At 69.9% G+C, this 14,449-nt stretch carries 13 protein-coding genes and 1 riboswitch; of the genes, 9 read left to right on the top strand and 4 right to left on the bottom strand.

Features of this window, described 5'->3' with window-relative positions; translation table 11 throughout:
• Positions 1–11: 11 nt before the first annotated feature.
• From AB0259_RS00560 to AB0259_RS00525, 8 genes are all read left to right on the top strand, one after another.
• On the top strand, positions 12–971 hold the full coding sequence (locus AB0259_RS00560) for a sugar-binding domain-containing protein (protein ID WP_366221245.1): 960 nt from the start codon (positions 12–14) through the stop codon (positions 969–971).
• Between the two features lie 68 nt (positions 972–1,039).
• Positions 1,040–1,180: riboswitch (FMN riboswitch) on the top strand.
• Between the two features lie 66 nt (positions 1,181–1,246).
• Complete coding sequence (ribD, locus tag AB0259_RS00555) at positions 1,247–2,266, top strand: bifunctional diaminohydroxyphosphoribosylaminopyrimidine deaminase/5-amino-6-(5-phosphoribosylamino)uracil reductase RibD (protein ID WP_251583114.1); 1,020 nt, start codon at positions 1,247–1,249, stop codon at positions 2,264–2,266.
• Entirely contained in the window at positions 2,266–2,913 is a 648-nt protein-coding gene (locus AB0259_RS00550; protein WP_366221247.1) for a riboflavin synthase, read from the top strand. The genes ribD and AB0259_RS00550 overlap by 1 nt, the downstream gene beginning before the upstream one ends.
• Positions 2,910–4,190, top strand: a complete 1,281-nt coding sequence (ribA, locus tag AB0259_RS00545) for a GTP cyclohydrolase II (RefSeq protein ID WP_366221249.1) — start codon at positions 2,910–2,912, stop codon at positions 4,188–4,190. The genes AB0259_RS00550 and ribA overlap by 4 nt, the downstream gene beginning before the upstream one ends.
• Positions 4,187–4,660 carry a 6,7-dimethyl-8-ribityllumazine synthase gene (gene ribH / locus AB0259_RS00540; RefSeq protein ID WP_366221251.1) on the top strand — a complete coding sequence of 158 codons (474 nt, stop codon included), beginning with the start codon at positions 4,187–4,189 and terminating at the stop codon, positions 4,658–4,660. Before ribA ends, ribH begins: the two co-directional genes overlap by 4 nt.
• Before the next feature lie 76 nt (positions 4,661–4,736).
• The gene (locus AB0259_RS00535; RefSeq protein WP_366221253.1) at positions 4,737–5,084 is read left to right on the top strand and encodes a Fe-S protein; all 348 of its coding nucleotides are present in this window, start codon (positions 4,737–4,739) and stop codon (positions 5,082–5,084) included.
• Between the two features lie 170 nt (positions 5,085–5,254).
• Positions 5,255–6,703, top strand: a complete 1,449-nt coding sequence (locus tag AB0259_RS00530; protein WP_251583109.1) for an MFS transporter — start codon at positions 5,255–5,257, stop codon at positions 6,701–6,703.
• Positions 6,704–6,828: 125 nt separating this feature from the next.
• Positions 6,829–7,821, top strand: a complete 993-nt coding sequence (locus tag AB0259_RS00525; RefSeq protein WP_366221254.1) for an NADP-dependent oxidoreductase — start codon at positions 6,829–6,831, stop codon at positions 7,819–7,821.
• A 2-nt stretch (positions 7,822–7,823) separates the two neighbouring features.
• Here the strand turns inward: AB0259_RS00525 and AB0259_RS00520 are convergent, their stop codons facing one another.
• From AB0259_RS00520 to AB0259_RS00510, 3 genes are read right to left on the bottom strand one after another with little or no spacing between them, the layout of a single operon-like run.
• Positions 7,824–8,645: an ABC transporter permease gene (locus tag AB0259_RS00520; protein WP_366221255.1), complete on the bottom strand. Its 822-nt coding sequence runs from the start codon at positions 8,643–8,645 to the stop codon at positions 7,824–7,826.
• On the bottom strand, positions 8,642–9,523 hold the full coding sequence (locus tag AB0259_RS00515; protein ID WP_366221257.1) for an ABC transporter permease: 882 nt from the start codon (positions 9,521–9,523) through the stop codon (positions 8,642–8,644). Before AB0259_RS00515 ends, AB0259_RS00520 begins: the two co-directional genes overlap by 4 nt.
• Positions 9,520–10,461 (bottom strand): ABC transporter ATP-binding protein, encoded by a 942-nt coding sequence (locus AB0259_RS00510; RefSeq protein WP_251583100.1) that lies wholly within the window; start codon positions 10,459–10,461, stop codon positions 9,520–9,522. Before AB0259_RS00510 ends, AB0259_RS00515 begins: the two co-directional genes overlap by 4 nt.
• Positions 10,462–10,520: 59 nt before the next feature.
• Here AB0259_RS00510 and AB0259_RS00505 point away from each other — a divergent pair, with 59 nt between their 5' ends.
• On the top strand, positions 10,521–12,401 hold the full coding sequence (locus AB0259_RS00505) for an ABC transporter ATP-binding protein (protein WP_366221259.1): 1,881 nt from the start codon (positions 10,521–10,523) through the stop codon (positions 12,399–12,401).
• Between the two features lie 74 nt (positions 12,402–12,475).
• On the opposite strand, the gene AB0259_RS00500 is transcribed toward AB0259_RS00505, so the two are convergent.
• A complete protein-coding gene (locus AB0259_RS00500; protein ID WP_366221261.1) occupies positions 12,476–14,377 on the bottom strand; it encodes a phosphoenolpyruvate carboxykinase (GTP) in 1,902 nt (633 codons plus the stop codon).
• Positions 14,378–14,449 lie beyond the last annotated feature (72 nt).

Here is a 14,449-nt window from a genome sequence, read left to right as displayed (position 1 = left end):
CACTATGATCCGTGGAAGACACCCTGGACCTGGACGACGTCCGCCGCGCGCTCACCGCGGCGCACCTCTACTACGTCCAGGACCGCACGATGGAGGCGATCGCCCGCGAGCTCGGAACGAGCCGCTCGACCGTCTCCCGGCTCCTGTCCCGCGCCCGGGCGACGGGCATCGTCGACATCCGGATCCGCTCCCCCTTCGCCGCCCCGCAGCTGCTCGAACAGAACCTCGCCGACCGCTACGGGATCACCGCGCACGTCGTGCCCGTCCCCGACGACGCGAGCGAGGTGGAGCGCCTGGAACGTGTCGCCACGGCCGCCGCACACCTGCTGGGCGACCTCGTCGAGGCCGACACGACCGTCGGGGTCGCCTGGGGGTCGACGACCGCCGCCGTGAGCCGTCGGCTCGTCCCCAAGGCGGTGCACGGCACGACCTTCGTGCAGCTGAACGGGTCGGGGAACACCCGCACCACGGGTCTCCTCTATGCGAGCGACATCCTCAGCCGGTTCGCCGTGGCCTACGGGGGCAGCGCGCAGCAGTTCCCCGTGCCCGCGTTCTTCGACGATCCGCGCACGAAGCAGGCGATGTGGCGGGAGCGGAGCACGACCCGCATCCTGACCATGCAGGCAGCGATGGACCTCGTCGTGTTCAGCGTCGGCGCGGCGGACTCGCGTGTGCCCAGCCACGTCTACTCGGGCGGTTACCTCGAACCCGACGAGCTCGCCGCCCTCGACCGCGAGGGCGTCGTGGGCGACGTCGCGACCGTCTTCTACCGGCTCGACGGCTCCACCCGCGGCATCGAATTGAACGACCGCGCGACCGGGCCGCGCTTCGAGGTCCTGCGACGGGTTCCGAGCAGGGTGTGCATCGTCTCGGGGGTCGACAAGCGCGACAGCCTGCGCGGTGCACTCGCCGCGCGCCTGGTCACCGAACTCGTCGTCGACGAGGCGACCGCGCGCGCGTTGGCGGAGTGACCACCCGCGTCAAGAGATGACGGGGAATGAAATGGCCTCACCGCGGTTGAGTACACTTCGAGAGCAAGAAACGTGCTCCGGGGTCGGTGAGAATCCGAACCGGCGGTGACAGTCCGCGAGCGGGATTGCGATCCTGCTGATCCGGTGTGATTCCGGGACCGACGGTGATGCGATGCGAGTCGCTAGTCCGGATGGGAGGCAGCACGGGTGATGCGGCGACGCCGCACCTCCTGCCTGCGCCCGCGCCCCGGAACACCCCATCGTGAGGGATCCGGATGAGTGTCACCGACGCAGAGCGCACGGCGCTCCGTCACGCCTTCACGCTCGCCCGTCGCGGGCCTCGAGGGCTCAATCCGCAGGTCGGGGCGGTCATCCTCTCGCCGACGGGAGAAGTGCTCGCCGAAGGCTGGCACCACGGTGCCGGGACGCCCCATGCCGAGATCGACGCGCTGTCGAAGATCGACGCGGATGCCGCCCGCGGCGCGACCGCCGTCGTCACCCTCGAGCCGTGCAACCACACCGGCCGCACCGGGCCGTGCGCCGTCGCGCTCATCGAGGCGGGCATCGCCCGCGTCGTGTATGCGGTGGACGACCCGGGCGACGTCTCGTCGGGAGGCGCCGAGCGGCTGCGTGCGGCGGGCGTCGAGGTCGAGGGCGGCGTGCTCCGCGAGGACGGTGACGCGCTGATCGCGTCGTGGCTGACGGTCCAACGACTGGGCCGCCCGCACGTGACGCTGAAGTGGGCGCAGTCGCTCGACGGGCGGGCCGCGGCATCCGACGGCACCAGTCAGTGGATCACCGGACCCGCCGCGCGCGCCGATGTCCACCGTCGGCGCTCGCTCGCGGACGCCATCGTCGTCGGCACGGGCACGGTGCTCGCCGACGACCCCGCCCTCACCGCGCGGCGTGAGGACGGCGAGCTGTACGAGGACCAGCCCCGTCCCGTCGTCGTGGGCGTCCGCGCCGTCCCGCAGGGGGCGCGCCTGCGGACGCATCCGCGCCCGTTCATGCAGGACGAGGGCGACGACCTGCCGGACCTGCTCGACCGTCTGCGCGAACTGGGCGCGCAGCGCGTGTTCGTCGAGGGGGGTCCGACCCTGGCGGCATCCTTCCTGCGGCACGGGCTCGTCGACGAGCTCCTCGTCTACATCGCGCCGACCCTCCTCGGCGACGGCCGCGTCGCCGTCGGCGACATCGGCGTCACCACCATCTCCCAGCAGCGGCGCCTCGACATCATGGGCGTCGACCGACTCGGCGACGACATCCTCGTCACCTTGACCCCCCAGGAGGACTGATGTTCACGGGCATCATCGAAGAGCAGGGCGTCATCAGCGCGATCGAGCCGTCCGGTGACGGCGTGCGCCTCTCGGTCCGCGCGCCCCTCGCCGTCTCGGACGCGCAGCGCGGCGACTCGATCTCGATCAGCGGCGTCTGTCTGACGGTCACCGACCAGACCACCGACGGGTTCACGGCGGACGTGATGAAGCAGACCCTCGACATGTCGACGCTCGGCACCCTCGCCATCGACTCGCGCGTGAACGTCGAGCGCGCCCTCGCCGCGCACACCCGCCTCGGCGGACACATCGTGCAGGGCCACGTCGACGGCACCGGTGAGGTGCTCGAAGTGCGCCCCGGAGCGCAGTGGCGCGTGCTGCGGGTCTCGCTGCCCGCCGACCTCGCTCCGCTCGTCGCCGACAAGGGATCGATCACCGTGCAGGGCGTCTCGCTGACCGTCTCCGCGGTGTCCGAGCCCGACGCACCGACGCACTGGTTCGAGATCTCCCTCATCCCCGAGACCCTCGAGGTCACCACCCTCGGCGCCCTCACCCCGGGCGACCGGGTGAACCTCGAGACCGACATCCTGGCGCGGCACGTGCAGCGCCTGCTCCGATTCGCCTCGCCCGACGGCATCCCGTCCACAGAAGAAGGAGGCTCCCGATGAGCCTTGCCACCATCCCCGACGCCCTGGCGGCCCTCAAGGAAGGCCGACCGATCCTGGTCGCCGACGACGAGAGCCGCGAGAACGAGGGCGACATCATCCTCTCGGCCGAGCTCGCGTCCCCGGAGTGGCTCGCCTGGACCATCCGGTGGTCCAGCGGATTCCTCTGCGCGCCGATGCCCGCTGACTGGGCAGACCGCCTGGATCTCCCGCCGATGGTGGAGCAGAACCAGGACGCCCGCAGCACCGCGTACACCGTGAGTGTCGACGCTGCCGAGGGTGTCACGACCGGCATCAGCGCGTCGGACCGCGCCCGCACCGTCAACGTCCTCGCGGACCCGGACTCGGTGCCGTCCTCGCTCATCCGCCCGGGCCACGTCCTCCCGCTTCGCGCGGTCGACGGCGGCGTGCGCGAGCGAGCCGGCCACACCGAGGCGGCCGTGGAACTCATGCAGCTCGCCGGCCTCCAGCCGGTCGGTGTCATCGGCGAGGTCGTCGCCGATGACGGGAGCATGATGCGGATGCCGGGGCTCATGGAGATGGGCGAGCGCGAAGGCATCCCCGTCATCACGATTGAGCAGCTCATCGCGCACCTCAACGCGGCCGACGGCGACAGCACGTCGGCCCACACCGACCACCCCGCCAAGCGCCGCGTGAGCCTGCGCGCCGAAGCGACCGTTCCCACCTCGCACGGCCAGTTCCGCTTCCTCGCGTACAAGGACCGGATCACTGGGACCGACCACATCGCGGTCGTCTCCGGCGACCTCACCGAGGAGGCACCGCTCGTGCGTGTGCACTCCGAGTGCCTGACGGGCGAGGCGTTCGGCTCGCTCAAGTGCGAGTGCGGGCCACAGCTCGACGCGGCTCTCGACGCGATCGAGCAGGACGGCGGTGTCGTCATCTACATGCGCGGTCACGAGGGTCGCGGCATCGGTCTCATCAACAAGCTGCGCGCATACAGCCTTCAGGAGCGCGGTCTCGACACCGTCGACGCGAACCTCGCGCTCGGCCTGCCGGCCGACGCCCGGGACTACGCGGCTGCCGCCGGCATCCTGTCGGACCTCGGTGTCAAGCAGATCCGACTGCTCACCAACAACACCGACAAGGTCGCGCAGCTGACGGCGCTCGGCCTGAAGATCGTCGACCAGGTGCCGCTGCTGGTCGGCGTCGGTGCCAACAACCACCAGTACCTGGCGACGAAGGCCGACCGCATGGGTCACATCATCGACGCCGACGAGCTGCGCGAAGCGCTCGCGCACAGTGAGGAGCACACCGCATGAGCGGACACGGAGCACCGAAGACCGAGATCGTCGACGCGAGCGACCTGTCGGTGGTGGTGGTCGCCGGTCAGTGGCACGACGTGATCACGGACGGTCTGATCGCCGGCGCGAAGCGCGTGCTCGACGCCTCCGGCGCGTCGTGGCGACTCGTCCGGGTGCCGGGCTCGTTCGAGCTGCCCGTCGTCGCCAAGGCGGCACTGGAGGCGGGCGCCGACGCCGCCGTGGCCCTGGGCGTCATCATCCGGGGCGGCACACCGCACTTCGACTTCGTCTCGTCCGCCGCGACCGACGGCCTCACCCGCGTCGCCCTCGACACCGGCAAGCCCGTCGGATTCGGCGTGCTGACGCTGGACGACGAGCAGCAGGGACTCGACCGCGCCGGCCTCGACGGCTCGAAAGAGGACAAGGGCGCCGAGGCAGCGGATGCCGCCATCCGCACGGCGCTCGTCCTGCGGGACGTCCGCGCCTGAGCCCGGCGCCCGCGTCGCGGCGCGAGTCAGGCGGCGCGGGATGCGCGTTGCGCCAACCTTCAGCTAGCCTGAGGGCATGGAGATCCTGCGCAGCATCGTCGTCCTCGTCCACCTCATCGGCTTCGCGACGCTGTTCGGAGCATGGGTGGTCGAGCTCGTCGGTCAGCGCCGCGTCACGCGCATCATGCACTGGGGGGTCGGCATCGCGCTCGTCGCGGGTCTCGCCCTGTCAGCGCCGTGGGGTCTCGACCACGACCTGAACTACGTGAAGATCGGCATCAAGCTCGTCGTCCTGGTGATCATCGGCGGTCTGCTCGGTGCCGGCGCGGGACGCCTGCTGAAGTCCGGCTCGGTGCCCGCCGGGATCTTCTGGGCCATCGGCATCCTCACGCTCCTCAACGCCGGACTCGCCGTCATCTGGTGACGACCCCCGCTCGCGGGGACATGCGGGAGTAGGCTTGAGGTTTGGCGCCGACGACTCCGTGGACGCCTCGGTGATCCCAGTGCTGTGATGTCCTCGCGTCACCCCTGCGAGGACGTCCGCCGCCGACGCGTCCCATGAGGACCCACCGCTTCGTTCCGAAGGTCCCCCGCATGTCATCCGCAGCACCCGCGGCATCCGCCGCGCCCGCCAATCCCCGCTCCCGCGTCATCACGGCGAGCCTGATCGGCACGACGATCGAGTTCTACGACTTCTACGTCTACGCGACCGCCGCCGTCCTGGTCTTCCCCATCCTGTTCTTCCCCGCCGGGAACGACACCACCAACTTGCTGCTCTCGTTCAGCATCTTCGGCGCCGCCATGGTCGCCCGTCCCGTCGGCGCCGTGATCTTCGGCCACTTCGGCGACAAGTTCGGCCGCAAGGCGACCCTCGTCGGCTCCCTTCTCACGATGGGTGTCGCGACATTCCTCATCGGACTCCTGCCGACCTTCGACCAGGTCGGCGTGCTCGCCCCGATCCTGCTCCTGGTCCTCCGCCTCGCTCAGGGCTTCGCCCTCGGCGGAGAGTGGTCGGGAGCGGCGCTCGTCGCGACCGAGAACGCCCCGCAGGGCAAGCGCGCCTGGTACGGCACGTTCCCGCAGCTGGGTGCGCCGATCGGCTTCATCATCGCGAACACCGTGTTCTTGGTGATCTACTTCCTGCTGCCGCACCCCGACGGCCCCGCGCAGCGCAGCGAGGAGTTCCTCGCGTGGGGCTGGCGCGTGCCCTTCCTGTTCTCGGCGGTCATGGTCATCGTCGGCCTGTACGTCCGCCTCAAGCTCGTCGAGTCCGAGACGTTCGCGAAGGCTGAGAAGACCGGCGCGATCCGCAAGTTCCCGCTCGGCGAGGTCGTCCGTCGGCACTGGAAGCAGCTCATCCTCGGCACGTTCATCATGCTGGCGACCTACGTGCTCTTCTACCTGATGACGAGCTTCACCCTCGCCTACGGGACGAAGGCCACCACCGAGGGAGCCGCCGCGGCGGCCGAGGCGACGGGGACCGCGTTCGACGCGGCCACCTACGTGCCCGGGCTCGGATTCGGGTACACCGACTTCGTCATCATGCAGATCATCGGCGTCGTGTTCTTCGGCGTGTTCACCCTGCTCTCGGGACCCGTCGCCGACACCCTCGGCCGTCGCCGGCTGCTGCTGTGGATCACGGGGGCGATCGCCGTCTTCGGCCTGCTCTTCAACGTGTTCCTCCTCCCCCAGCTCGACCCCAAGTTCAGCGGCGCGCTCGTGCAGGCGTTCCTCATCTTCGGCTTCATGCTCATGGGGGCGACCTTCGGACCGATGGGCGCGCTCCTCCCCGAGCTCTTCCCGACCAACGTCCGCTACACCGGCTCGGCGATCTCGTACAACGTGTCGTCGATCCTCGGCGCGGCGCTCGCCCCGATCGTCGCGACCGCACTGTGGGCCGCCGCCGGCGGATCGCCGTGGCTCGTCGGCGTCTACCTCTCGGGGTCGGCCGTCCTGACCTTCATCGCCCTCTGGCTGTCGAAGGAGACCAAGGACGTCGAGTACGAGACGAACATCGGCCACGTGGAGCTCGGCGCACGCTGACCTCGTGATCCGACGGATGCCGCGGCCCACCCCATCGGGAGGGTCGCGGCATCCGTCTGTCAAGAGCTCCGCTGCCCGCGGCCGCAGGGCTATCGTCGGCCCCACAGGCACGTGAGGAGTGGACGATGGCCATCAAGAAGGTCTCAGAAGCATCGGTCGTCGAGTACGACGAGACCGGCGGACCCGAGGTTCTGCACCTCGTCACCCGGCCTCTTCCGGAGCCCGGCCCGGGCGAGGTGACCGTCGAGGTGATGACGATGGGCCTCAACCACATCGACGGCTTCGTCCGCTCGGGGGCCGAGAAGGAGTGGGACGACCCCTTCCCCCGCCGCTCGGGCAGCTGCTTCGCCGGCACGGTGATCGCGGCCGGACCCGACACGACGGGCTTCCCTGTCGGCAGCGACGTCGTCGGTCATCTTCGCGCAGGTGCGCAGGCGAGCCACGTGACTGTCTCCGTCGACCGCCTGGTACGGAAGCCCAAGAACATCACGTTCGAGACGGCGGGCGGCCTTTACCTCGCCGGGACGACTGCTCTCGACATCCTCGACGAACTCAAGGTCGAGGCGGGCGACACCGTGGTCATCTCCGCCGCCGCGGGCGGCGTCGGCAGCGTGGAAGCGCAGATCGCCCTGCACCGCGGCGCCCGCGTCATCGGCACGTGCGGCGACCGCAACTTCGATTACCTGCGCCAGCTCGGTGTCAAGCCGGTGCGCTACGGCGACGGCATCGTCGAGCGCATCCGAGCCCTCGCCCCCGACGGCGTGAGCGCGTACATCGACAACTTCGGACAGGACGGACACGACATCGCGGAGGCGCTGGGGGTACCGGCCGGCAAATTCCGCTCGAGCGCGGACCGCCGCGAACGCGAGGTCGCCCTCCTCTCGGACCAGCCGGACGCCGTCGCCCATGGCACCGACCAGCTGCGCAAGGTCGTCGGTCTCGCCGAGAAGCGAGCCGTGAACGTCCTCGTCTCGGGCTTCTATCCGCTCGCCGACGTCGCCGAGGCGTACGACGACCTGCAGAAACTGCATTCCCGCGGCAAGGTCGTGCTCGCCACGCACCCCGTGAACCCCCGCCGCATCCGCAAGGCGCGCGAGGTCATGGAGTCCAGCCGCTGATCTCAGTCAAGGAACAGGGCTCGCAGACGCTTCGTCGTGAAGACCAGCCCGACCGCGATCATCACGACGTAGTACAGGACGTGCCACAGCATGTCGACCGACAGGATGCCGAGGGTCAGGCCGCGGATGAGCTCGACGCCGTGCCACAGCGGCAGCGCCATGACGATCGACTGCACCCACTCGGGGTAGACGGTGATCGGGTAGAACGTGGCGGAGAACAGGAACATCGGCAGAAGGACGAAGTTGATCCAGTCCATGTGCTGGAAGGTCTTCATGTAGCTCGTGATCGCCATGCCGAGGCTCGCGAAGCCGAACGCGATGAGGAGCACCGCGGGGATGGCGAGAATCGCCGTCCAGGCGAGGTTCAGCCCGAGGATCTGCATGACGATCATGAAGCCGGTCGCGTAGAGCAGGCCGCGCAGGAGCGCATAGAGGATCTCGCCGAGGGCCACATCGAGCGGACCGAGCGAGGTCGCGAGCATCCCCTCGTAGAGCTTGCCGTAGTTGAGCTTGAAGAAGACGTTCCAGGTCGAGTCGTAGATCGCGCCGTTCATGGCCGAGACCGCGAGCAGCGCCGGCGCGATGAACGCCTCGTAGGGGACGTCGACGCCCTGCGAGGTCTGGACGGTGCCGATGAGCGCGCCGAGGCCGAGACCCATCGACAGCAGGTAGAAGACCGGCTCGAAGAAGCCCGAGAGGACGACGACCCAGCTCGACGAGCGGGCGGCGATGAGCCCGCGCTGCACGACCGCGCCGGGGTTCCCCGCCCACAGGGCCCGCACTCCCCCGCGGCGGGCGGTGGTGTCGGCGACGACGGCGCTCACTTCGCGAGCCTCTCGATGAAGACCTTCCGGCCCCAGAGGTATCCGACCCCGGCGAAGATCACCAGATACGCGAGGTGGACCGCGATCATGAGCGGCGGGACCGCGGCGCCGTAGGTGGCGAGCCGGCCGAGTTCGGCGCCGTGCCACAGCGGCGAGATCCACCCGATCCACTGCAGCCACACGGGCAGCGTCTCGAGCGGATAGAACGTGCCCGAGAACAGGAACATCGGCATGAAGACGAACCGCTGCACGAGGGCGAACTGCCCCTTGTCGTCCTCGATCGATCCGGCGTACGCCATGAGCGGGATGCCGAAGGCGAGCCCCGCGAGCAGGCCAGCCGGGATCGCGAGCCACCCCGCCTCAGGGTTCGGCACGGTCGTCCATCCGATACCGAGGGCGCCGAGGAGCCAGATGAACAGGTAGTAGGCCGCGACGGCGAAGAGCATCCGCGCCGCGGCGCCGACGATGACGCCGTTCGCGATCTGGGGGCTCGAGAGGGCGGAGGCGTTGAAGCCGAAGAAGTAGCGGCGCCATTTGAAGCCCGCCATGACCGGGTAGGTCATCTCCTCGGACGCGACCGAGATCGCGGCGGTCACGAGAAGGGCCGGCGCGACGAAGACGAGGTAATCGACCTGCACACCGCGGTCCGTGATCGGCGCCTGGATCAAAGCGGCGAGTCCCGCCGCGAGGCCGAGCAGGTAGAGGACCGGCTGCCCGAGCGCGCCGACGACGATCGTCCACCCGTACGCGCGCATCGCACGCACCATGTGCTCGGTGACGTACCAGCTGCCCCGGCGCCGAGGCTTGCGGCCCCGTTCCAGCGCCTCGGCGCGCAGCTCGTCGAGCGTCGGCTGCGCCGCTTGCGTCGTGTCACTCATTCGATCAGCGACCGTCCGGTGAGGCGGAGGAAGACGTCCTCGAGACTGGAGCGGCGGACGAGGCTCGTCATCGGCTGCAGGCCCGACGCCGTGACACGCTCGAGCGCGGCCTCGCCGTCGTGCGCGTAGACAAGGATGCGGTCGGGCAGCACCTCGACGCGGTCGCCGATGCCCTGGAGCTGGGCGGCGACGTGCTCGTTGCGATCCGAGCCGAAGCGCACCTCGAGCACCTCCCGGCTGGAGTGCTCCCGGATGAGGGAGGCGGGGCTCCCCTCGGCCATGATGCGCCCCTTGTCGACGACGATGAGGCGGTCGCACAGCTGCTCCGCCTCGTCCATGTAGTGCGTCGTGAGGACGAGTGTCGTGCCGCGCTCCTTGAGGCGGAACAGTCGGTCCCAGAGGACGTGCCGCGCCTGCGGGTCGAGGCCCGTCGTCGGCTCGTCGAGGAGGAGGATGCGCGGGTCGTTGATGAGCCCGCGGGCGATGGTCAGGCGGCGCTTCATGCCGCCCGAGAGCTGATCGACCTTGTTCTTCGCCTTGTCCTCGAGCTGCGCGAAGGCGAGCAGCTCGTCGGCCTTCTGCGCGCACACCTTGCCCGGCAGACCGAAGTACCGCCCGTAGATGTAGAGGTTCTCGCGGGCGTTCAGCTCTCCGTCGAGGTTGTCCTGCTGCGGCACGACACCGAGTCGCGAGCGGATCTCCGGTCCGTAGCGGTCCGGGTCGAGACCGAGGATGGAGAGATCGCCGCTCGTGCGCGTGGACACGGCGCCGATCATCTTCATCGTCGTCGACTTGCCCGCACCGTTGGGACCGAGCAGGCCGAACGACTCACCCGGGGCGACCTCGAAGGAGAGACCGTCGACGGCGAGGAAGTCGGGCTTGCCCTTGCTCTTGTAGGCCTTCACGAGCTGGTCGGCGCGGATCACGGGTTCTGGCACCGGACCACCCTACCGACGAGATCGGACACCGCTCAGCCGTCGCAGGAGAAGATAGAGGGATGTCCACGCCTCGCCGCGGTCTGCGTCGTCCCTCGAAGGACGACGGGCCCCGCGCCAGCCTTCGTCAGCTCCTCCCCTTCCTCCTTGAGCACAGGGGCGTCCTCGTCGTCGTCGCCGTCCTGAGCGTCCTCGAAGCGGTCGCCACGCTCGTCCAGCCGCTGCTGGTGGGCGATGTCATCGGACGGGTGCAGGCCGGTGATGCCCTCGGCATCCTGGTCTGGGTCCTCGTGGGTCTCGTCGTCCTCTCCTCGCTGATCGGCGGGTTCCAGCACTACCTGCTGCAGCGCACCGGCACCGCCGTCGTGTATTCGAGCCGCCGACGCCTCATCGCGAAGCTCCTCCACCTGCCGGTCCAGGAGTACGACGCCCGGCGCACCGGCGATCTGGTCTCGCGCGTCGGGACCGACACGACCCTGCTCTACGCCGTCCTCACGCAGGGTTTCGCGGATTCCATCGGCAACGCCCTCATCTTCGTGGGCGCGATCATCGCGATGCTCGTGATCGATCCCGTGCTCCTGCTGCTCATCGTCGTCGTCATCGGAGCGTCGGCCGCGGTGGTCGGCGTCCTGAGCGGCCGCATCCGTCGGGCGACGTCCGTGCAGCAGGAGAAGGTCGGCGAGCTCGCCTCGGGGGTGGAGCGGGCGATCGGCTCGATCCGCACCATCCGCGCGTCGGGTGCCGAAGCCCGCGAGCAGGAGAGCATCTCGGCGACCGCGAGCGAGGCGTACGACGCCGGCGTGAGTGTCGCGAAGGCGTCGGCGGTCGTCGTCCCCGTCGCCGGCATCGCACTGCAGGTGTCGCTGCTCGTCGTCCTGGGTGTCGGCGGGTTCCGCGTCGCGTCGGGCGCGATCGAGATCGCCCAGCTCGTCGTCTTCGTGATGTTCCTCTTCTTCCTCGTGCAGCCCCTCGCCTCGTTCTTCGGCGCGATCACGTCGGTCAATCAGGCCCTGGGCGCCCTCGGCCGCATCCAGGAGGTCCTGGACCTGCCGGACGAGACCGCGGCGGATGCGGAGATCGCCGCATCCGCCGTCGCGTCGGAGACCGACGCCGCTGCCGCGATCGAGTTCCGCGACGTGCACTTCTCCTACCCCGACGCGGTGGTGCGCGCCCGGCGGAGCGCGCAGGACGAGGCGCTGAAGGCCCTCGCCGACGCCCGCGCGCCGCTCCCCGAGGAGTCCGAGTTCGAGCCCGCGCCCGAGGCCACGGTCCTGCGCGGGGTCTCGTTCCACGTGCCGCGCGGATCGCGCGTTGCGCTGGTCGGCCCGTCGGGCGCCGGCAAGTCGACCACCCTCGCCCTCATCGAGCGGTTCTACGATCCGACCACCGGCGCCGTGCTCATCGACGGTGTCGACGCCCGCGCCCTCGACCGGCTGTCGCTGCGCGCCCGGCTCGGCTACGTCGAGCAGGATGCCCCGACCCTTGCCGGCACGATCGCCGACAACCTCCGGCTCGCATCACCGGACGCGTCGGACGAGGACTGCGAGCGGGTGCTCGCCGCCGTCAACCTGACGGACGTCCTCGAGCGGTCCCCCCTCCGGCTGCGGGCCCCGGTCGGCGAGGCGGGCGTCATGCTGTCCGGCGGCGAACGCCAGCGCCTCGCGATCGCCCGCGCCCTTCTCGCCGCGCCGCCGATCCTCCTGCTCGACGAGTCCACCTCATCGCTCGACGGCCTCAACGAGCAGCGCATGCGCGAGGCGATCGACGCCGTCGCGGCCGGACGCACCCTCGTCGTCATCGCGCATCGGCTGTCGACGGTCGTGGACAGCGATCTCATCGTGGTCCTCGACCACGGCCGTGTCGTGGGCCAGGGCACCCACGAGGAGCTCATCCGCGACGTGCCGCTCTACCGCGACCTCGCCGCCCGCCAGCTCCTGGTCTGACGCGAGACGTCGCAGATGGACGCCCCCCGGGAGGGAAGGCGACCATCTGCGACGTCCGGACGGTGCGAGGCGGGTCAGACCTCTTGCTGCGTGCGGTGCAGACGGTAGCGCAGCGCGGCGAGCTCGGCGTAGAGCGCAGCGGGCACCGTGCCGCCGAACGTGCGGTAGAACTCCTCGGTGAGGTCCGCCTCGGCGAGCCAGGATGCCGGGTCCACCGCGAACAGCTCGTCGAGATCCTCCTGCGGAACCTCGATACCGGCGAGATTCAGGTCCTCGGTGCGCGGCAGACGCCCCACCGGGCTGTCGACGGCACCGACGGACCCGTCGATGCGACGGATGATCCAGTCGATGACACGGGCGTTGTCGCCGAAGCCGGGCCACAGGAAGCGCCCGTCCGATCCCTTGCGGAACCAGTTGACCTGGAAGATCCGCGGCGCCCGGTCGAAGCGCAGCTTCTGACCGACCTTGAGCCAGTGAGCGAAGTAGTCCGCCATGTTGTAGCCGCAGAAGGGCAGCATCGCGAAGGGGTCGCGCCGCAGCTCGCCGACGAGTCCCTCGGCGGCGGCCGTGCGCTCGGACGAGATGTTCGAGCCCATGAAGACGCCGTGGGTCCAGTCGGTCGCCTCGACCACGAGCGGGACGTTGGTCGCGCGACGGCCGCCGAAGAGGATCGCGTCGAGCGGCACGCCTTCGGGCGCATCCCAGTCGTCGGCGATCTGCGGGCACTGCCCCGCGCTCACTGTGAAGCGGGAGTTCGGGTGGGCGGCGGGACGACCGGATGCCGGGGTCCACGGCTTGCCCTCCCAGTCGGTGAGCTCGGCGGGCGCCTCGTCGGTCAGCCCCTCCCACCACACGTCCCCATCGGGACGGAGCGCGACGTTCGTGAAGATGGTGTTCCCCCAGAGCGTGTCGACCGCCGTCACGTTGGTCGATTCACCGGTGCCGGGGGCGACGCCGAAGAAGCCCGCCTCCGGGTTGATGGCCCACAGGCGGCCGTCCTCCCCCGGACGGAGCCACGCGATGTCGTCACCGAGCGTCTCGACGCGCCAGCCCGGGATCGTCGGGCGCAGCATGGCGAGGTTGGTCTTGCCGCAGGCCGAGGGGAACGCGGCGGCGACGTGGTACGCCTTGCCTGCCGGGTCGATGACGCGGATGAGCAGCATGTGCTCGGCGAGCCAGCCCTCGTCGCGTCCGATGACGGAGGCGATGCGCAAGGCGAAGCACTTCTTGGCGAGGATCGCATTGCCGCCGTAGCCCGAGCCGAACGACCACACCTCGAGCGTCTCGGGGAAGTGGACGATGTACTTCTCGTCGTTGCAGGGCCACGGGACGTCCTCCTGGCCCGGAGCCAGCGGAGCGCCCACCGAGTGCACCGTCTTGACCCAGGGCTTGCCGTCGGCGATCTGCTGCAGCACCTCGACGCCGACACGCGTCATGATGCCGATCGAGGTGACGGCGTAGGCGCTGTCGGTGACCTGCACGCCGATGTGCGACAGGGGACCGCCCACGGCGCCCATCGAGAACGGCACGACGAACATGGTGCGACCGCGCATGCTGCCCTCGAACAGGGGGGTGATGGTGGCGCGGATCTCGTCGGGGGCGATCCAGTTGTTGGTGGGCCCGGCATCCTCTTCGCGCTCCGACGCGATGAAGGTGCGAGCCTCGGTGCGGGCCACATCGCTCGGGTGCGAGCGGGCGAGGTAGGAACCGGGCCGCCACTCCGGGTTCAACTTGATGAGCTTGCCCTCGTCCACCTGCTGACGCAGGAGCGCGTCGTTCTCGGCCGCGGAACCGTCGACCCAGTGGATGCGGGCGGGCTGGGTGAGAGCGGCGATCTCGTCGACCCACGCCTCCAGCGCCGCCATCCCCTGGCCGGTGACGGTGGGACGGATGCCGGTGGGGGCCGCCGTCGCTGCGGGCGCTGCGGGCGCGGAGGCGGTGCGGGTGGGGCGGGTGAACAGGTCTGCGATGGCCATTCGGCGCTCCTCGGTCGGGGTGGTCGTGATCCCACTGTGCGCGCCCCGAGCGCTACTTTCCGAGATTCGGGA

This window comes from Microbacterium sp. NPDC080005 (assembly GCF_040702445.1).
In the GTDB taxonomy this organism is placed as follows: Bacteria; Actinomycetota; Actinomycetes; order Actinomycetales; family Microbacteriaceae; genus Microbacterium; species Microbacterium oleivorans_D.
This window is presented reverse-complemented; position numbering and strand designations above follow the sequence as displayed.

Coding starts and splice junctions, on each gene's coding strand:
- ribD (WP_251583114.1), top strand. CDS start 1,247: ATGAGTGTCACCGACGCAGAGCGCACGGCGCTCCGTCACGCCTTCACG.
- AB0259_RS00550 (WP_366221247.1), top strand. CDS start 2,266: ATGTTCACGGGCATCATCGAAGAGCAGGGCGTCATCAGCGCGATCGAG.
- ribA (WP_366221249.1), top strand. CDS start 2,910: ATGAGCCTTGCCACCATCCCCGACGCCCTGGCGGCCCTCAAGGAAGGC.
- ribH (WP_366221251.1), top strand. CDS start 4,187: ATGAGCGGACACGGAGCACCGAAGACCGAGATCGTCGACGCGAGCGAC.
- AB0259_RS00535 (WP_366221253.1), top strand. CDS start 4,737: ATGGAGATCCTGCGCAGCATCGTCGTCCTCGTCCACCTCATCGGCTTC.
- AB0259_RS00530 (WP_251583109.1), top strand. CDS start 5,255: ATGTCATCCGCAGCACCCGCGGCATCCGCCGCGCCCGCCAATCCCCGC.
- AB0259_RS00525 (WP_366221254.1), top strand. CDS start 6,829: ATGGCCATCAAGAAGGTCTCAGAAGCATCGGTCGTCGAGTACGACGAG.
- AB0259_RS00515 (WP_366221257.1), bottom strand. CDS start 9,523: ATGAGTGACACGACGCAAGCGGCGCAGCCGACGCTCGACGAGCTGCGC.
- AB0259_RS00505 (WP_366221259.1), top strand. CDS start 10,521: ATGTCCACGCCTCGCCGCGGTCTGCGTCGTCCCTCGAAGGACGACGGG.
- AB0259_RS00500 (WP_366221261.1), bottom strand. CDS start 14,377: ATGGCCATCGCAGACCTGTTCACCCGCCCCACCCGCACCGCCTCCGCG.